This window comes from Candidatus Pelagibacter sp. Uisw_094, from assembly GCF_047729535.1.
Lineage (GTDB): Bacteria > Pseudomonadota > Alphaproteobacteria > Pelagibacterales > Pelagibacteraceae > Pelagibacter.
Map to the genome: position 1 here is coordinate 214401 of NZ_CP159823.1, position 18826 is coordinate 233226.

Sequence of the window (18826 nt, forward strand, 5' to 3'; positions counted from 1 at the left end):
TTAATAATTATTATTATATGAAAGATAAAAATTTACCACCTGATAATAACACAAAGTCTCTTGAGGAACTAACAAAAGAAGCAAATAATATTATTGAGTCTTTAGAGTCAGAAAAAGACTTACAGAATTCAATTGATTCATACCAGCAGTTATTAAAATTAAATAATACTATTGAAAAAAAATTCTATAAAACTTCAAAAATGATCAATGAAGAAACAAAAAAAAAAATTAACAATATAAGTTCAAAAAAAAATGCAAAATAAACTTGCTAGAATAGCAAAAGATACAAACTTATTTTTAAAGCGATTTATTAAAGGACAAAAAAGAACAGAATTAGTTGCAGCTATGGAGTATGGCTTATTTCCAGGTGGAAAAAAAATTAGATCAAAAATTTTAATTGATATAGGAGCTATATTTAAAATTAATTATAAAACATTAATTTCTATTGGTGCTGCAGTTGAGTGCATTCACGCTTATTCATTAATACATGATGATTTACCTTGTATGGATGATGATAAAATACGAAGAGGAAAAATTTCTACACACATTAAATTTGGAGAATCAACAGCGGTACTTGCAGGAAACTCACTTTTAACAATGGCTTTTGAAATCTTGGTTAGTTCGAACTTAAAGATAAATGAAAAAATAAAAGTAGATCTAGTAAAAAAACTATCTGAGTCTTCTGGACATTTAGGAATAGCTGGGGGTCAGTATTTAGATCTTAGTTTTGAAAAAAAAAAAATTTCTAAAAGTAAAATTGTAGAGATGGAAATAAAAAAAACTGGTAAGCTTTTTAGCTTTTGTTGTGCTGTTCCAATTATTATTAAGAGAAAAAATGATAAACAAATAAAGTTTTTTGAAAATATAGGGTCCAATATTGGACTTTTATTTCAAATTGCTGACGATTTAATAGATTTTAAAGGCTCTACAGCCATTGCTGGTAAAATAACAGGCAAAGATAAGAAAAAAGGTAAAGCTACTTTAATCAGTTTACTAGGATATCAAAATGCTATTAAATATGCTGATAAAATTAAGTCTAAAATAATTAAAGATTTAAATAAATATAGCTCAAACACTAATAGTTTAAATGAAACCTTAGACTACATTCTAAAAAGAAATAAATGATGCAAGACTACAAATTTTTAAAAGATATTAATTTTCCTTCTGATTTAAGAAAATTATCGGAGAGTGATCTTCAAGAGGTTTCTAATGAAGTTAGAAAAGAGATGATTGATGCAGTATCTGAAACGGGAGGACATTTAGGTGCAGGTCTTGGGGTTGTTGAGCTAACTGTTGCCTTACATTACATATTTGACACTCCAAATGACAGGCTGATTTGGGATGTGGGTCATCAAACTTATCCACATAAAATTTTGACTGGAAGAAAGTCAAAAATTAAAACTTTGAGACAAGGTAATGGATTGTCTGGTTTTACAAAAAGATCTGAGAGTGAGTATGATCCATTTGGAGCAGCACATAGCTCAACATCAATATCATCTGCTCTAGGTATGGCAGAAGCAAGCAAATTATCTAATAAATTAAACAATATAATTGCAGTCATAGGAGATGGTGCAATTAGTGCAGGTATGGCATATGAGGCAATGAATAACGCAGGTGCTTCAAAAACTAAAATGATTGTTATCTTAAATGATAACGATATGTCGATTGCAAAACCAGTAGGTGCTATGAGAACCTATTTAGCTAAACTTTTAACAGGAAAAATTTATTTTAGTTTAAGAGAAACTTTTAAATTAATAGCTTCTGCTTTTTCCAAAAGATTTAGTGCAAAAGCTGGAAAAGCTGAGGATTTTTTGAGATCAGCTGTAACTGGTGGTACTCTTTTTAATTCTTTAGGTTTTTATTATGTTGGTCCAATAGATGGACATGATTTATCTACACTTATACCAATTTTAAAAAATGCAAGAGACTCAAAATATCAAGGCCCAATAATGATTCATGTAAAAACTCAAAAAGGTAAAGGCTATTCTTATGCTGAAAAAGCTAGCGATCATTATCATGGTGTTTCAAAATTTAATGTTGTAACTGGTGAACAGGTGAAAAGTGGAACAAACCTTCCAGCTTATACAAAAGTTTTTGCAAATACCTTAGTTAAACATGCAGAAAGAGACAGTAAAGTCGTAGGCGTTACTGCTGCTATGCCAGGAGGAACAGGTATGGATATTTTTGCTAAAGATTTTCCAAAAAGAATGTTTGATGTTGGAATTGCTGAACAGCATGGAGTGACTTTTGCTGCAGGACTAGCAACAGAAGGTTATAAACCATATGTTGCAATCTATTCGACTTTTTTACAAAGAGCTTATGATCAAGTAGTTCATGATGTCGCTATCCAAAGTTTACCTGTGAGATTTATAATAGATAGAGCAGGCTTGGTAGGTGCTGATGGATCAACTCACGCTGGTTCATTTGATATTACTTATCTCTCTACTCTTCCTAATTTTATAGTAATGGCACCGAGCGATGAGTCAGAATTAGTTAAAATGATAAATACATCTATGATTATTAATGACAAACCTTGCGCTATTAGATACCCAAGAGGAAATGGCATTGGAACGGAATTACCATCTATAGATGAAAAAATAGAAATAGGAAAAGGAAGGATTATTCAAGAAGGAAAACAGGTTTGTATTTTAAGTATAGGAACTAGATTGGAAGAATGCAAAATCGCAGCTGCAGAATTAAAAAATAAAGGAATTGAATCAACGATAGTTGATGCACGTTTTGCTAAACCTTTAGATCAAGAGCTTATTTTAAAGTGTGCGAGAGAACATGAGGCAATGATTACTGTAGAAGAGGGGTCTATTGGAGGTTTTGGCTCTCATGTAGAAAATCTATTATCAGAAAAAGGTATATTTGATAAAGGTTTAAAATTTAGAACCATGATACTGCCTGATATTTTTATTGAACAAGATAGTCCGAAAAAAATGTATGATGTTGCTGGTCTTAATGCATCTCAAATATCAAAAAAAATAATAGATATTTTATTTACAAAAGAGTCGATAAAAGTAGTTAAAAATTAAATTTAAAGAAATTAGCTACACTGAGCTTTGTTCATTAGATAATGGTCTAATAAAACGCAATTCATCATTGCTTCTCCCACTGGTACTGCACGAATGCCAACACAAGGGTCATGCCGACCTTTAACAGAAATTGTAGTATTTTTTCCAAATTTATCTATAGTTTTTCTAGTTGTTAAAATCGATGAAGTTGGTTTAACAGCAAATGAAACAACAATTTCTTGTCCCGTTGAAATACCACCAAGAATTCCACCAGCATTATTGGAATCAAATTTTAATTTTTTACCTTTTTGTGAAATTTCATCTGAGTTTTGTTCTCCACTTAATTGCGCAGAGTTCATTCCCGAACCAATGTTAACACCTTTAACAGCATTAATACTCATCATTGCAGAAGCAATATCCATATCTAATTTAGAATAAATTGGAGCACCTAAGCCAACAGGAATTCCTCTAGCTCTTACCTCAATAATTGCACCACAAGATGATCCAGATTTTCTTATATCTAGCAAATATTTTTCCCAAATTTTTAGCATATTTTTATCAGGACAAAAAAAGGGATTTCTATTAATTGTTAGATCGTTCCATTTGCTAGTATCACATCCCAATATTCCCAGTTGAGTAACAGCACCTACAACTTTAAATTTTTTACCTAATTTATTCTCTAAAACTTTTTTAGCAATTGCACCTGCAGCAACTCTTGCAGCCGTTTCTCTTGCAGAGGATCTTCCACCACCACGGTAATCTCTTATTCCATATTTCTTAAAGTACGTAAAATCAGCATGCCCAGGTCTAAATTTATCTTTGATATTTCCATAATCTTTTGACCTCATATCTTGATTGTAAATAATTAAAGAAATAGGTGTCCCAGTCGTTTTGCCTTCAAATACACCTGATAAAATTTGTACTTTATCATCTTCTTTTCTCTGTGTTGTAAATTTTGATTGTCCTGGTTTTCTTTTATCTAACTCAACTTGAATATCTTGCTCTTTTAAGTTTATATTAGGTGGGCAACCATCAACGACGCAGCCTAATGCTGGGCCATGAGATTCTCCCCATGTTGTGAAACGAAATTGCTTTCCAAAAGTATTAAATGACATTATCTATAGTATATAGATTATTTTGTTAAAATTATGAATCAAAAAAACTCATTAGGCCTTAATAAATGCTTTTTAGATAAAATAGATCCAATAGATTTATTTGAAGTTTGGATGAATGAGGCAAAAAAAACAGAATTAAATGATCCAAATGCACTAGCTTTAGCCACATCAGATGGAAATAATTCTCCATCAATTAGAATGGTCTTATTAAAAGACTTTAACAAAGATGGATTTGTTTTTTATACCAATCTAAATAGTCAAAAAGGAAATGAATTAAAAAATAACCCGAAAGCATCAATGTGCTTTCATTGGAAAAGCCTTCTAAGACAAGTAAGAATTAATGGAATGGTACAAAAAGTTTCTAATGAAGTGGCGGATGAATATTATAACAGTAGAGGTTATGAGAGCAGAATTGGAGCATGGGCCTCAAAACAAAGCACTATATTAAATAATAGAGATGAGCTTTTAAGCTCAATAGAAGAATATAAAAAAAAATATAGTAATAAAAATGATGTTCCAAGACCAGAGCATTGGTCAGGTTGGAATTTAATACCTACGAGTATAGAATTTTGGTTAGATGGAGATAGCAGAATTCATGAAAGACTTAAATATACCAAAGATAATGAGGGTAACTGGGTTAAATCTTTATTAAGCCCTTAAAAGGTTCTTTGTAGACTAAACGAAGTGAGACTTTCTAAAATCTTTTTTTCATCACTATCTTTAAATACAGTTAAAGAATTTGATGCAAGATTAATAAAATGTTCAGCTTTTTTGTGACACTCATTGATTATGTTATATTTTTTAATAAGTTCTAAAGTAAAATTTAAATCTTCATTTGATCTTGTTTCTTGTTTAAAAATATTTTTCAATTTATCTTTTTCTACTGGTGATACATTTTGAAATAATAAAATTACAGGTAGTGTAATTTTACCTTCAAGAAAATCTTTACCAATTTTTTTGCCAAAAAATTTTAGATCAGAATTGTAATCTAGGGTGTCATCAGCAATTTGAAATGTTAAGCCTAAATTTTTTCCATAAAATTCTAGTGCTTCTTTTTCTTTTGTTTCTTTGTTAGATAGAATTGCACCAACTTTAGTTGCTGCAGAAAAAAGTTCAGCTGTTTTTGCTGTAATAATCTTAAAATAGGTTTCCTCTAACATATCAACTTCACCCTTGTGTTGTAGTTGTAATACTTCTCCCTGAGCAATCTTTGAAGAAGTTGAGGATAAAAGTTTTAAAACTTCTATATTCCCATCATCAACCATCATCTCAAAACATCTACTTAAAAGATAGTCTCCAATTAATACAGAAGAGTGATTCCCCCAAATTGAATTTAATGTTTTTTTACCTCTTCTAATATTTCCAAGATCAATGACATCATCATGCATTAAAGTTGCCCCATGTATCATCTCTACACATGCAGCTAAATTAATGTCTCGGCCTCCTTTAGTGTAGCCACACAACTTAGCAGAACCAAGAGTTAATAAAGCTCTTAATCTTTTTCCACCAGAGTCAATATGATATTCAGTCATTTTTTGAACCAGATCAACTTCACTCAGAAGTTTTGATTTAATTTTTTCTTCAACTAAAACTAATTTTTCATCTACTGAATCTTTTAGTTGATAATATGAATTATTTATTTGGTTTCTTAGCTGAACTACAGTTCCCATAAAAAATAAGTTAGTATAATTAAGTTATATTTATTACTTATCAATTGACGCACCTTAATCTTCAACTATAAGTAGGCTTTATATTAAATCAAAAATTCTATAAGGATTAACAATGTTCTCTTTTTTTAAAAAGAAAAAAATAATAGCTCATATCAAGCTAAATGGTGTGATTGGTAATGCTGGAAAGTTTAAACAGGGCATAGATTTTGCAGGACAAGAAGAGATTATAGAAAAAGCTTTTTCACTAAAAAAAGCTAAAGCAGTGGCAATTACAATCAATTCACCAGGTGGATCACCCGTACAATCACATTTAATCTATAAATTTATTCGAGCTCAAGCCAAGAAAAACAAAATAAAAGTAATAGTATTTGCAGAAGATGTTGCAGCTTCTGGAGGATACTTAATAGCTTGTGCAGGTGATGAGATATATGCAAATTCAAGCTCAATTATTGGATCTATAGGAGTAATTTATTCATCTTTTGGATTTACAGAATTGATTAAAAAAATTGGTGTAGAAAGAAGAGTTCATACGGCAGGAAAAAATAAAAGTTCACTAGATCCATTTCAAGAAGAGAAGTCAGAGGATATTGAGAGACTTAAGAATATTCAATTAGATCTACATAAAGACTTTATTAAAGTTGTAGAAGAAAGCAGAGGATCTAAACTTAAAAAAGATGGTATTGAATTATTCTCAGGAGAGTTTTGGGCAGGTAGTAAATCAAAAGAGCTAGGTTTGATTGATGGATTAGGTAATGCTAATGAAATTTTAAAAGAAAAATTTGGTGAAGATGTTGTTATTAAAAAATTTGAAAAATCTAAAGGCTGGTTAAGCAAAAAACTTTCCTCATCAAGCAATCAAATGGATCAACTAGCAAATATTTTAGAGGAAAGATCTATCTGGCAAAGATATGGCTTCTAAAGAAAAAATTATAAAACCTAAATTTCAATCATTTCAAGATACTATTTTGAATCTTCAAAAATATTGGGGTAAACATGGTTGTGTTATTCTTCAACCATACGATATTGAAGTAGGGGCTGGAACCTTTCATCCTGCTACAACTTTAAGATCTCTAGGACCTAAGCCGTGGAAGGCAGCCTATGTTCAGCCATCAAGAAGACCTACTGATGGAAGGTATGGAGAGAATCCAAATAGATTGCAGCATTATTATCAATTTCAAGTTTTAATAAAGCCATCACCAGATAATATCAAAAAACTTTATTTAAATAGTTTGGCTGTTATCGGTATTAATCACAAAGAACATGACATTAGGTTTGTTGAAGATGATTGGGAAAGTCCAACTTTAGGTGCGGCAGGTTTAGGATGGGAAGTTTGGTGTGATGGAATGGAAATTACTCAATTTACATATTTCCAACAAATGGCTGGATTTGAATGCAAGCCTGTTTCAGTTGAAATTACATATGGTCTTGAAAGAATTTGTATGTTTACTCAACAAATGAAAAATGTTTATGATCTATTATGGAATGATGAAGGTGTAAAATATGGGGATGTGTTTCTTCAAGCAGAAAAAGAGTTCTCTGCATATAATTTTGAACACGCTAATACAGATAATCTATTCAAAATGTTTGATATGTTTGAGCTTGAAGCAAAAGCATTAATAGAAAAAAAAATTTCACTACCTGCATATGATCAATGTTTAAAAGCAAGCCATGTATTCAATATTTTGGATGCAAGAGGAGTTATAAGTGTTGCTCAAAGAGCAGGTTATATAGGGCGTATTAGAGACATTACAAAAGCAGTTGCCGAAAGTTGGTTAAGCAGTCAAATAGATTAATGTCAGATTTTTTTTTAGAGCTGTTTAGTGAGGAAATACCGGCTGGTTTGCAGCGTAACTCGCGTAATACTTTATTAGAAAATTTTCAAAATTTATTTGAAGAAAAAAAAATTTCATTTAAAAAAAGCTCTTCATTTTCAACACCAAATCGTCTTATAATTTTATTTGAGGGTCTATCTAAGGAAATAACACAAAAAGCTGAAGAAATAAAAGGACCAAATGTTAATGCACCAGAAAAAGCTATAGAGGGCTTTCTAAGATCAAATCAAATAGATAAAAAAGATCTACTTAAAAAAAAGATAGAAAAAGGAGAATTCTATTTTTTCAAGAAACCATCAAATAAAATTAATACCATAGATTTACTTCAAAAATATACGCCTCTAATCCTTGATAAATTACAATGGAAAAAATCTATGGTTTGGGGGAACTATAATCTTAGTTGGGCAAGACCGCTAAAATCTATTTTAGCAGTTTTTGATGATAAAAGCCTAGATTTTAAATTTCATCATTTAATATCTTCTAACACAACATTTACAGATAAAGAGTTTGAAGATAAAAAGAAAATATTTAAAAATTTTAAAAGCTATAAAGATTTCTTCAATCAATCAGGAATAATTATAGATCACGTACTAAGAAAAGAATTTATTATTAAAGAAATTGAAAAAATATCTAATAAAAATAATTTTATTGTTGAGTCAAACAATAAACTTTTAGATGAAGTCACAGATATAGTTGAGCAACCGAATATTATTATTTGCAAATTTGATCAGAAATTTTTGAATATTCCAAAAGAAATTTTGATAATTACAATGCAATATCACCAAAAATATTTTCCAACATTTAACAAAAAAGGAAAAATTACCAATGAATTTTTAGTTGTGGCAAATAACAATGATGAAAAAGGTTATATTAAACTGGGTAACGAAAGAGTTGTAGAAGCAAGATTAAGTGATGCGCAATTCTTTTGGGAAAAAAATAAATCTCAAAATTTAGTTAAACAAGTTTCAAAATTAAAAAGTATGAATTATTTTAAAGGTCTTGGATCTTATTTTGATAAGATTCAAAGAATGAGAAAGCTTGGAGGAATGATCTCTGATGAACTATTGATCAGTAAAGACCAAGTTGAGCTATCAGCATCAATCTGTAAAGTTGATTTAGTTTCTGACATTGTGGGTGAATTTCCCGAGCTTCAAGGAATTATGGGCGGACACTTTGCTGAAGTACAAGGATTTGATAAAGAAATAGCCTTAGCTGTAAGTGAACATTATCTACCAATTGGACTTGATAGTAAGACACCAAAAAAACCATTTAGCATTGCTTTAGCTTTAACTGACAAAATTGATACTCTAGTTGGGTTTTTTGGAATTAATCAAAAACCGACGAGTTCAAAAGATCCTTATGCGCTTAGAAGATCTGCACTTGGTGTAATAAGGTTATTAATTGATAATAATAAAGAGTTTAAAATTAAAGATCTTATTAGTTATTCGACTTCACTTCATAAAAACCAAGGTTTTAATTTTTCAAACGTTTCATCTCAAAAAGAACTGTCTAATTTTTTAATGGACAGATTAAAGTATTATATGAAAGAGAAAAAAATTAGAGCAGAGATAATAGATGCCAGTATAAAAGCGCATGGAATAGATCACATGAATAAAATATATAAAAAAGCTTCAACACTTAATGGACTAATTAACAAAGAAATAGGAGAGGATATTATTACAAGCTACAAGAGAGCTTCTAGTATACTTGAAAGTGAGTTGAAAAATGGAGATCTTGAACTATCAAATACAACTGACCCTGGTATTTTTAAAAATGATTATGAAAAAAATCTATTTAAAAAGATTAATGAAATAAAAAAATATTTTACAAATATCGGTAAAGATGAGAACTATAAGGAAACACTTGAAATTCTAGCTGGTGCTAAAAAAGTAACCTCAGAGTTTTTTGATAATGTTAAGGTCAACGATGATGATAAGAATATTAAAAAAAACAGATTGGAACTTTTACAAATGTTATGTAGAACATTTGACAATTACGTAAATTTTTCAAATATAGAAATCAAATAGTGAATAAGCTAATTTTAAATTTTAAATCAAAATATTCAAAAAAAATTAAAAATCCAAAATTTTTTTTAGGTGGAAAAGGTGCAAACCTTTCTGAAATGGGTAGAATGGGACTGCCAGTTCCTCCTGGATTTACAATTTCAACAAAAGTTTGTGAATTATTTTATAAAGATAAGAAAAAACTAAATTCAAAAATAGTTAGTACCATAAAAAAAGAACTAAAAATTATTGAAAAAGAAGTTGGAAAAAAATTTGGTGATTTAAAAAATCCTTTATTGTTATCTGTGAGATCTGGTGCAAGGGTTTCAATGCCAGGAATGATGGATACAATTTTAAATTTGGGTTTAAACGACAAGACTGTTATTGCACTTTCAAAAAAAACTTCTAATAGCAGATTTGCAAATGATAGTTATAGAAGATTTATTCAGATGTATGGTAATGTTGTAATGGGTGTTGAAGGCTATCACTTTGAAGAATTAATTGAAAATTACAAACTAACTAAAGGCGTTCTTTTAGACACAGATCTTGATGCAGATGATTGGGAGGGATTAATTAATGATTTTAAAAAAGTTATTAAAGATCAAACTAAAAAAGAATTTCCCCAGAACGTATATGATCAATTATTAGGTGCTATTAGCGCTGTATTTTTATCCTGGGAAAGTAATAGAGCAAAAGTTTATAGGAAATTAAATCAAATTCCTGCTGAATGGGGAACTGCAGTCAATGTTCAATCAATGGTATTTGGCAATATGGGTAATGATTGTGCAACTGGAGTTGTCTTTACAAGAAATCCATCAGATGGTGTTAATGAAGTATATGGCGAGTACCTAATTAATGCTCAAGGAGAAGATGTGGTGGCAGGAACAAGAACTCCTCAATACATTACAAAAAAAGCTAGAAAAGATGCAAAAGCAAAAGAAGCTTCGATGGAAGAGGCTATGCCAAAAGTATTTAAACAATTGGATAAGATTTTAAAAATTTTAGAAAAACACTACAAAGATATGCAAGACGTAGAATTTACAGTTGAAAATAATAAATTGTGGATGCTACAAACAAGGTCTGGAAAAAGAACTTCAAAGTCAGCTGTTAGAATTGCAGTTGATATGGTTAAGGAAAAATTGATTTCTCAAAAAGAAGCAGTAATGAGAATAGATCCTGCTTCTTTAGATACATTGTTACACCCTACATTGGATGAAAAAAGTACACCAAACGTTATTGCAAAAGGTTTGCCAGCTTCTCCAGGTGCTGCAAGTGGTAAGGTTGTTTTCACATCAGAGGAAGCAGAAAGATTAAATAATGTTATGCAGGATACTATTTTAGTACGTGTTGAAACGTCACCTGAAGATATTCATGGAATGCATGCTGCTAAAGGAATTCTGACAGCAAGAGGTGGGATGACTAGTCATGCTGCAGTGGTTGCAAGAGGCATGGGAAGACCATGTGTTTCTGGCTCTAGTGAGATTGATATAAACTATGATGCGAAAACTTTTAAAACATCTTCTGTTGAAATTAAAGAAGGAGATATTATTACAATTGATGGATCAACGGGAAGAATTATTCTAGGAGAGGTGCCAACAGTTAAACCAGAAATCTCAGGAGATTTTTCTAAATTGATGAGCTGGGCGGACAATTTTAGAAAATTAAAAGTAAGAACTAACTCGGAAACACCATTAGACACAAAAACTGCAAGAGACTTTGGTGCTGAAGGTATAGGGCTTTGTAGAACAGAGCATATGTTTTTTGATGAAGAAAGAATTTTATCTGTCAGAGAAATGATTTTATCAAAAACAGTAGAAGACAGAAACAAAGCACTAGAAAAGCTTTTACCACACCAAAAAAAAGATTTTATTCAAATATTTAAAATTATGAATGGCCTTCCTGTAACAGTGAGATTGTTAGATCCACCATTACATGAGTTTCTTCCAAAAACAGAAAAAGAAATTAATGATGTGGCAAAAGTTGTGGGTTTACCATTAAAAGAAATTGAGTCTCGAATTAATGAGTTGCATGAGCAAAACCCAATGTTAGGTCATAGAGGTTGTAGATTGGGAATTTCATTTCCAGAAATTTATGAAATGCAATGTAGAGCAATCTTTGAAGCTTTATCTGAACTTAAGATAAAAAAAATTAAGTCGGCATTTCCAGAGATCATGATTCCTCTAGTATCAACCGAAGCTGAGATTAGAATAATGAAAGATTTAGTAGTGAGAGTTGCAAAAGAAGTTCAAAAAGATAAAAAAATTAAAGTAGATTATTTAGTTGGTACAATGATCGAATTGCCAAGAGCAGCAATTAAAGCTGATGATATAGCTAAACATGCGGAGTTCTTTAGTTTTGGAACTAATGACTTAACTCAAACAACATTTGGTTTAAGTAGAGACGATAGTGGTAAATTTTTAAATGATTATCTTGATAATAAGATTTTTTCTATAGACCCATTTATCTCTATAGATGATGGAGTAGGTGATTTAATAGAAATTGCAGTTGAAAAAGGAAGAAAAACAAATAAAAAAATTAAACTTGGAATTTGTGGAGAGCATGGTGGAGACCCTAAAAGTATTCACTTTTGTGCAAATGCAGGTTTAGATTACGTTTCTTGCTCACCATATAGAGTTCCAATAGCAAGATTAGCTGCTGCACAAGCAGAGTTGTCTAAAAAAAATTAAATTTCTAATTTAAAATCTATAGCAGGCACACTATGAGTAATGCTACCAATAGAAATTCTATTAACACCAGTTGCTGCAATTTTTTTAACTGATTTTAGGGTTACATTTCCAGAAGCTTCAGTTTCGTAGTACTTTTTGACTATTTTAACACCTGCCTTAAGTGTTTTATTGTTCATATTATCAAACAAAACAGTATTAAATTTTAAACCCATTATTTGTTTGAGTTGATTTAAATTATCAACTTCTACTGTGATTTTTCTTCCTTTTTTATTTTTGATTGCAAGAGACACTAAAGTTTTAATATCAGAGCTTGCAATGTGATTGTCTTTAATAAGAAATTCATCACTTAAGTTAAATCTATGGTTTGTACCACCACCTAACTTAACGGCATATTTTTGTATTACCCTTAAGGTTGGAATCGTTTTTCTAGTACAGCAAATTTTACATTTTTTATTAACTAATTTAACAAATTGATTAGTTTTAGTGGCAATTCCAGAGATATGACTCATAAAATTTAAAGCAACTCTTTCACCTATTAGAATATTTTCAACCTTACCCTCAATTGTAGCTATTACATCATTCTTATTAATTAAGGAGCCTTCTTTTTTTTTAATAATAAATCTAATCTTACTATCTATTAATTTAAATGTTTGTTTTGCAAATTCTAATCCGGCTATCACAGCTTGTTGGTTAGAAATTAATTTAACTTTTATTATCTTACTATTTTTAACTAAGTTTGAAGTAATATCACCAGAAGGGTACAGATCTTCATTTAAAGCAAGTTTTACAACATTCTTGATATAATAATTACTTAATTTAATTAGAGACACTTTTATTATCTGCCGATCGCAACCATTCTCTCAACAGGAATTCTTGCTTTTTCTATTGTCTCTTTATCCATTATGATTTCACCAGTTTCATTTTCTAGGCAATCTAAAATTTTTGGCAATGTAATTTTTTTCATATGAGGACAAAGATTACACGGTCTAATAAATTCTACATTTGGGTTTTCTACTTGAATATTATCACTCATTGAACATTCAGTAACCATCATAACTTTTTTAGGTTGATTGTCCTTAACATATTTAATCATCCCACCAGTTGATCCAGCAAAGTCACTTGCTTTAATTACGTCAGGTGGACATTCTGGATGAGCTATTATTTTAATACCAGGATTTTTTGCTCTAATATCATGTATTTCTTTTTCAGTGAACTGGTCATGAACCATACAAATACCTTTCCAAGCAATAATTTCAACTTCAGTTTGGGAAGCAACATATTTTGCTAAGTATTCATCGGGTAAAAAAATAACTTTTTTAACACCAAGAGATTCTACAATTTTAACTGCATTTGCAGATGTGCAACAAATATCTGTTTCAGCTTTGACATCTGCAGAAGTATTCACATATGAGACAACAGGTACCCCTGGATATTTTTTCTTTAACAATCTTACATCTTTACCTGTGATTGACGATGATAAAGAGCAACCAGCAGTCATATCAGGAAGTAAAACTCTTTTTTCAGGACTCATTAACTTAGATGTTTCGGCCATGAAGTGAACTCCTGCCATTACAATAATATCAGCCTCAGTTTTTGAAGCCTCAATTGCAAGAGCTAACGAGTCTGCTGCAACATCTGCAATACCGTGATAAATTTCTGGAGTTTGATAATTATGAGCAAGTATAATTGCATTTTTTTCTTTTTTTAATTGATTAATTCTATGAATATAAGGAGCATGAACTGACCACTCAATCTCAGGCATAACCTTTGAGATTTTTTGATAAATAGGATCAGTTGCTATTCTTACTTCTGGTGTAAATTCCATGTCAAAACTTATCAATTAGGTTAATACTTGTCATTCCTTATTATGCCACACTACCGTATCCAATTTGGCATTTTTATTCTCAAAATTGAATTTTCACTTTTTAATTCACTGTCTTTTTTAAAGTTTTCATCTAGATATTTGATTAATGCAAAGGGATATTCATCATTAATCAATACTTTACCTATTTCAATATCATTAGCATAAATTGAGGCACCCTCAGTTAATTTTCCACTAATTAATTGTATAGCTAATAATCTTTTAGAAAGTTTATTCTTTAGTTTTATTCTGGCTGTATTTTCTTGACCAACATAGCAACCCTTTTTAAAATCTATTCCATTTAGCTCCTCAAAATTACATTCAATTCCAAATAATTTATTTTGTAATTTATTCATTTCTTTTTGAGCAATTCCTAGTTCATGACTTAATTCGTAATATTCAGTAATTGGGGAGTCTTTTAGCTCTAATTTTTTTAAAGATAGGTAAAGTTTTTCTAAATTAATAATAAGCCTTGCACCTAGGTCTTTATTTCTTGGATCTAATAAAATAGGGTCCTCCCTATATTTTGTTGTGTTTCCAGGTTGATCCTTGGCACCTTCAAATTTTAAAAACTTTTCACGACTAAATGCTGCAATTACAAATTCATTGCTTAAATTCATAATTTCAACTTTAGCTCTAAGCTTGTAGATGCTCAGTTGCTTAAATAGAGCCTCTGTTTGAGATTTTTCACAATCTATGAAATAACCAGATTTATGTTTTACAACAATAAAAGCAAATAGAAATTTTCCTTGTGGAGTTAGTAGTGATGCAAAACAACTATTGTCTTCATTGACCTTATTAATGTCATTACTAATCATATTTTGTAAAAATTCATTAGCATCTGCTCCATTTATGTAGAGAATTCCTCTATCTTCTAAAATATATACTTTTTGCATATTCATAATTGATTGATACCTGAATATGATATAATTACTTTTTTCATAAATGTTAGATCTAATAATTAAAAATGGCTCATGCTACATAGATAAAGATCTTAAAGGTCAAGATATAGGAATTAAAGACGGTAAAATTATAAAAATTGGCAAAATTGACAGTGAAGCGAAAGAGACTTTTGATGCTAAAGGGTTAACAGTTTTACCAGGGTGCATTGATACACAAACTCATTTTAGAGAGCCTGGGTCAACAGATACAGAAGATTTACACTCAGGAAGTAGGGCTGCAATAGTAGGTGGCATAACAAGTGTGTTTGAGATGCCAAACACTAATCCACCAACATCTACCAAGGTAGAATTTCAAAAAAAATTAGATTTAGCTAAAAATAGAATGTATTGCAATTATGCATTTTATTTTGGAGCAACAGCTGATAACGCAAGTGAATTAGCAGATTTGGTAAATTTAGAGGGTTGTTGTGGAATTAAACTGTTTGCTGGATCGTCAACTGGAAACCTTTTAGTTGCTGAGGAAGAGGATATTGAAAAAGTATTTAAAAGCAGTTCTAAAGTTGTTGCAGTACATTCTGAGGATGAAGCAATTTTAAATATTAATAAAAAATTGATTAAAGAAGGAGATGTTCATTCACACCCAATTTGGAGAAGTGCTGAATGTGCAATCTCATCTACTAGAAGAATAGTTAGAATTGCTGAGCGATATAAGAAAAAAGCCCATATTCTTCATATTACTACGAAAGAAGAGATTGACTTTTTATCACAACACAAAGGTAACATAACATTTGAGATTACCCCTCAACATTTAACAATCTACGCTCCAGATTGTTATGATAAACTTGGAACTTATGCTCAAATGAATCCACCTTTAAGAGACAAGTCTCATTATGATAGATTGTGGTACGGAGTAAAAAATAATCTTAATGATACAATTGGTTCTGATCATGCTCCACACTTAAGAAAGAATAAAGAAAAAAATTATCCAAATTCACCATCTGGCATGCCTGGTGTTCAAACACTTTTACCAGTTATGTTAAACCATGTTAATGATGGAAAATTAAGTTTAGAACAATTAATGAATTCTATATGTGAAAACCCAGTTAAAATTTTTGGGATACAAGATAAAGGTTTTATTAAAGAGGGTTTTGATGCTGATTTCACAATCGTAGATATGAATAAAAAAATTATAATTAAAAATGAAAATATTGAAAGTAAATGTGGTTGGTCACCTTTTGATGGATATGAATTTAAAGGCACACCAGTATCAACAATCATTAATGGTCAAGTTAAGATGAGGGATGGTAAAATTTTAGGTGATCCTGAGGGTAAGCCATTAAAATTTTAAATAGTTTTTATAGAAAAGCTGTTTACAAGCACAACTCCAAAAACAATAAAGAATAATCCTAATACAGCCTGCCAAGACAATGATTGTTTAAAGAAAGCATATCCTAATATTGCAACTGTAAATACTCCAAGACCACTCCATGTTGCATAAACAATTGCGATTGGAATTTTATCAACAACAAAAGTTATAAGATAGAAAGATAACAAATAAAAAACTGCGAGAGTAGTGGTTGGGATAATTTTTGTAAAATTTTGTGAAACAGGCAACAACATCGTTCCACCTACTTCAAAAAAAATTGCAACTATTAAAATTAGATATGTTTTAATCACTACTTAAGAATATTATGTTTAATTAAGTCTTCTTTTATCTCAGTTAAGATAGTGGGATCATCAATAGTTGCTGGTACTTTATACTCTTCATTATCAGCAATTTTTCTAATAGTTCCTCTTAATATTTTGCCAGATCTAGTTTTTGGTAATCTCTTGATAACAATTACAGTTTTAAATGCTGCTACTGGTCCAATAGTATCTCTAACCATTTTTATGCATTCTTTTGAAATAGTTTCGTTATCTTTTTTAACACCTGTCTTAAGAACGACTAGGCCAATTGGTAATTGCCCTTTTAATTTATCAGCAATTCCTAATACTGCACACTCAGCTACTGACTGATGTTCTGATAAAACTTCTTCCATTGCACCTGTTGATAATCTGTGGCCTGCAACATTAATAATGTCATCTGTTCTAGACATAATCCAAATATATCCATCTTCATCAATATGCCCTGCATCATACGTTTCATAGTAACCTTCATAATTAGTCATATAATTATCTTTGTATCTTTTATCTGCATTCCATAAGGTTGGAAAAGTTCCAGGAGGTAAAGGTAATTTCACAACTATATCTCCCATTTCATTAGGTTTTGCTAAAGTTTGATCTGGCTTCATGATTTGAACATCATACCCAGGCACTGCCTTACAGGCTGAACCATATTTTGTTTTCATCATTTCAATTCCTGTACAATTAGAGCTAATTGCCCAACTTGTTTCAGTTTGCCACCAATGGTCAATTACTGGAACTTTTAATAAATTTTCTGCCCATTTAATGGTATCTGGGTCAGCTCTTTCACCAGCTAAAAACAATGACTCAAATTTACTTAAATCATATTTAGAAAAAAACTTACCCTCAGGGTCTTCTTTTTTAATAGCCCTAAAAGCAGTTGGTGCAGTAAAAAGGGATTTTACCTTATAGTCTGAAATTATTTTCCAAAAAGCACCAGCATCAGGAGTACCAACGGGCTTTCCTTCAAATAATACTGTAGTGCAACCCTTAAATAAAGGTGCATAAACAATATAAGAGTGTCCAACAATCCATCCAATATCACTTGCTGACCACCAAACATCATCAGCATCAATATTGTAAATGTTTTTCATAGTCCATTTAAGAGCAACTATATGACCTCCAATATCCCTAACTATTCCTTTAGGAACTCCTGTGGTTCCTGATGTATATAAAATATAAGCTAAATCATTTGAATTCATTTCAACACAATCTACTTCTTTCGCATTTGAAAGTGCTTCACCCCAACTGATTTCTTTTGGAGCATTAAGCTCAACCGTATGATCTATTCTTTGGAATAAGATCATTTTATCAATTTTATGAGAAGCCATCTTAATTGCTGCATCAACCAATGGTTTGTACTCAACAGTTTTTCCAGGCTCAAAGCCACATGAAGCTGTAACTATTACTTTTGCTTTACTATCATCAATTCTGCTAGCAAGTTCATTAGAAGCAAATCCCCCAAACACCACAGAGTGAATTGCTCCAATTCTCCCACATGCTAACATAGCTATAACCGCCTCTGGAATCATGGGCATATAGATTATAACCCTATCACCTTTGTCGACTCCTTGATTTCTTAGTGCTCCCGCAAATTTTGAAACTTTTTCTTTTAATTCTTTGTAGGTAAACTGCTTTTTGTTGCCAGTTATTGGGCTGTCATAGATTAAGGCTAGCTTGTCACCTCTGCCTTGATCGATATGAATGTCTAAAGCATTGTAGCAAGTGTTAGTAACACCATCTTCAAACCATTTATAAAAGGGTGGGTTAGACTTATTTAAAATCTTAGTAGGTTTTTTAAACCAAAAAATATCATTAGATACCTCTTGCCAAAAATTTTCAGGATTTTTTAGAGAATTTTGGTAAATATCATTAAATTTTTTTGACATATTAATTGATTCTATTTTGTTAGTTTTTTAAGCTTATTAAATTAAAAATTGTATTAAAATTTAAAAAGTAAGTAAAATCAATACAAATTAGATGTAATTAAGCCTTCTAAAAACTAGATAACTTTGATAGTTAACCTTCAACATGACTTAAGCGTTTGTTTAAGTCT

At 30.7% G+C, this 18826-nt stretch carries 16 protein-coding genes; 9 read left to right on the top strand and 7 right to left on the bottom strand.

Features of this window, described 5'->3' with window-relative positions:
• Positions 1-17: 17 nt before the first annotated feature.
• From ABXT72_RS01145 to dxs, 3 genes are read left to right on the top strand one after another with little or no spacing between them, the layout of a single operon-like run.
• On the top strand, positions 18-263 hold the full coding sequence (locus tag ABXT72_RS01145; protein WP_415278513.1) for an exonuclease VII small subunit: 246 nt from the start codon (positions 18-20) through the stop codon (positions 261-263).
• Positions 253-1125: a polyprenyl synthetase family protein gene (locus ABXT72_RS01150; RefSeq protein WP_415278514.1), complete on the top strand. Its 873-nt coding sequence runs from the start codon at positions 253-255 to the stop codon at positions 1123-1125. The genes ABXT72_RS01145 and ABXT72_RS01150 overlap by 11 nt, the downstream gene beginning before the upstream one ends.
• Entirely contained in the window at positions 1125-3038 is a 1914-nt protein-coding gene (gene dxs / locus ABXT72_RS01155) for a 1-deoxy-D-xylulose-5-phosphate synthase (protein ID WP_415279147.1), read from the top strand. The genes ABXT72_RS01150 and dxs overlap by 1 nt, the downstream gene beginning before the upstream one ends.
• An 11-nt stretch (positions 3039-3049) precedes the next feature.
• Here the strand turns inward: dxs and aroC are convergent, their stop codons facing one another.
• A complete protein-coding gene (aroC, locus tag ABXT72_RS01160; protein ID WP_415278515.1) occupies positions 3050-4132 on the bottom strand; it encodes a chorismate synthase in 1083 nt (360 codons plus the stop codon).
• A gap of 33 nt (positions 4133-4165) precedes the next feature.
• Here aroC and pdxH point away from each other — a divergent pair, with 33 nt between their 5' ends.
• On the top strand, positions 4166-4792 hold the full coding sequence (gene pdxH, locus ABXT72_RS01165; RefSeq protein ID WP_415278516.1) for a pyridoxamine 5'-phosphate oxidase: 627 nt from the start codon (positions 4166-4168) through the stop codon (positions 4790-4792).
• On the opposite strand, the gene ABXT72_RS01170 is transcribed toward pdxH, so the two are convergent.
• Complete coding sequence (locus ABXT72_RS01170) at positions 4789-5802, bottom strand: polyprenyl synthetase family protein (protein WP_415278517.1); 1014 nt, start codon at positions 5800-5802, stop codon at positions 4789-4791. The genes pdxH and ABXT72_RS01170 overlap by 4 nt on opposite strands.
• Before the next feature lie 112 nt (positions 5803-5914).
• On the opposite strand from ABXT72_RS01170, the gene ABXT72_RS01175 reads away from it, so the two are divergent.
• The 4 genes from ABXT72_RS01175 to ppdK are packed head-to-tail and all read left to right on the top strand — an operon-like array spanning position 5915 to position 12324.
• Positions 5915-6721, top strand: a complete 807-nt coding sequence (locus tag ABXT72_RS01175) for a S49 family peptidase (RefSeq protein ID WP_271482881.1) — start codon at positions 5915-5917, stop codon at positions 6719-6721.
• Positions 6711-7595, top strand: coding sequence for a glycine--tRNA ligase subunit alpha (locus ABXT72_RS01180; protein ID WP_415278518.1), 885 nt, complete (start codon positions 6711-6713; stop codon positions 7593-7595). Before ABXT72_RS01175 ends, ABXT72_RS01180 begins: the two co-directional genes overlap by 11 nt.
• Entirely contained in the window at positions 7595-9661 is a 2067-nt protein-coding gene (gene glyS, locus ABXT72_RS01185; RefSeq protein WP_415278519.1) for a glycine--tRNA ligase subunit beta, read from the top strand. The genes ABXT72_RS01180 and glyS overlap by 1 nt, the downstream gene beginning before the upstream one ends.
• Positions 9661-12324 (top strand): pyruvate, phosphate dikinase, encoded by a 2664-nt coding sequence (gene ppdK, locus ABXT72_RS01190; RefSeq protein ID WP_415278520.1) that lies wholly within the window; start codon positions 9661-9663, stop codon positions 12322-12324. The genes glyS and ppdK overlap by 1 nt, the downstream gene beginning before the upstream one ends.
• On the opposite strand, the gene nadC is transcribed toward ppdK, so the two are convergent.
• From nadC to ABXT72_RS01205, 3 genes are read right to left on the bottom strand one after another with little or no spacing between them, the layout of a single operon-like run.
• Positions 12321-13154 (bottom strand): carboxylating nicotinate-nucleotide diphosphorylase, encoded by an 834-nt coding sequence (nadC, locus tag ABXT72_RS01195; RefSeq protein WP_415278521.1) that lies wholly within the window; start codon positions 13152-13154, stop codon positions 12321-12323. The genes ppdK and nadC overlap by 4 nt on opposite strands.
• A 5-nt stretch (positions 13155-13159) precedes the next feature.
• Positions 13160-14149, bottom strand: coding sequence for a quinolinate synthase NadA (gene nadA / locus ABXT72_RS01200; RefSeq protein ID WP_415278522.1), 990 nt, complete (start codon positions 14147-14149; stop codon positions 13160-13162).
• Positions 14150-14199: 50 nt separating this feature from the next.
• A complete protein-coding gene (locus ABXT72_RS01205; protein ID WP_415278523.1) occupies positions 14200-15081 on the bottom strand; it encodes a YgfZ/GcvT domain-containing protein in 882 nt (293 codons plus the stop codon).
• Positions 15082-15130: 49 nt separating this feature from the next.
• Here ABXT72_RS01205 and ABXT72_RS01210 point away from each other — a divergent pair, with 49 nt between their 5' ends.
• Positions 15131-16435, top strand: a complete 1305-nt coding sequence (locus ABXT72_RS01210) for a dihydroorotase (protein ID WP_415278524.1) — start codon at positions 15131-15133, stop codon at positions 16433-16435.
• Here the strand turns inward: ABXT72_RS01210 and ABXT72_RS01215 are convergent.
• Together ABXT72_RS01215 and ABXT72_RS01220 are read right to left on the bottom strand one after the other, a co-directional pair.
• On the bottom strand, positions 16432-16764 hold the full coding sequence (locus tag ABXT72_RS01215) for a DMT family transporter (RefSeq protein WP_415278525.1): 333 nt from the start codon (positions 16762-16764) through the stop codon (positions 16432-16434). The genes ABXT72_RS01210 and ABXT72_RS01215 overlap by 4 nt on opposite strands.
• On the bottom strand, positions 16764-18659 hold the full coding sequence (locus ABXT72_RS01220) for a propionyl-CoA synthetase (RefSeq protein ID WP_415278526.1): 1896 nt from the start codon (positions 18657-18659) through the stop codon (positions 16764-16766). Before ABXT72_RS01220 ends, ABXT72_RS01215 begins: the two co-directional genes overlap by 1 nt.
• Between the last annotated feature and the right edge of the window lie 167 nt (positions 18660-18826).

Bases quoted from the DNA above. Each gene is read 5' to 3' on its own strand.
- ABXT72_RS01145 (WP_415278513.1), top strand. From the start codon at position 18: ATGAAAGATAAAAATTTACCACCTGATAATAACACAAAGTCTCTTGAG.
- ABXT72_RS01150 (WP_415278514.1), top strand. From the start codon at position 253: ATGCAAAATAAACTTGCTAGAATAGCAAAAGATACAAACTTATTTTTA.
- dxs (WP_415279147.1), top strand. From the start codon at position 1,125: ATGCAAGACTACAAATTTTTAAAAGATATTAATTTTCCTTCTGATTTA.
- aroC (WP_415278515.1), bottom strand. From the start codon at position 4,132: ATGTCATTTAATACTTTTGGAAAGCAATTTCGTTTCACAACATGGGGA.
- pdxH (WP_415278516.1), top strand. From the start codon at position 4,166: ATGAATCAAAAAAACTCATTAGGCCTTAATAAATGCTTTTTAGATAAA.
- ABXT72_RS01170 (WP_415278517.1), bottom strand. From the start codon at position 5,802: ATGGGAACTGTAGTTCAGCTAAGAAACCAAATAAATAATTCATATTAT.
- ABXT72_RS01175 (WP_271482881.1), top strand. From the start codon at position 5,915: ATGTTCTCTTTTTTTAAAAAGAAAAAAATAATAGCTCATATCAAGCTA.
- ABXT72_RS01180 (WP_415278518.1), top strand. From the start codon at position 6,711: ATGGCTTCTAAAGAAAAAATTATAAAACCTAAATTTCAATCATTTCAA.
- glyS (WP_415278519.1), top strand. From the start codon at position 7,595: ATGTCAGATTTTTTTTTAGAGCTGTTTAGTGAGGAAATACCGGCTGGT.
- nadA (WP_415278522.1), bottom strand. From the start codon at position 14,149: ATGGAATTTACACCAGAAGTAAGAATAGCAACTGATCCTATTTATCAA.
- ABXT72_RS01205 (WP_415278523.1), bottom strand. From the start codon at position 15,081: ATGCAAAAAGTATATATTTTAGAAGATAGAGGAATTCTCTACATAAAT.
- ABXT72_RS01210 (WP_415278524.1), top strand. From the start codon at position 15,131: ATGTTAGATCTAATAATTAAAAATGGCTCATGCTACATAGATAAAGAT.
- ABXT72_RS01220 (WP_415278526.1), bottom strand. From the start codon at position 18,659: ATGTCAAAAAAATTTAATGATATTTACCAAAATTCTCTAAAAAATCCT.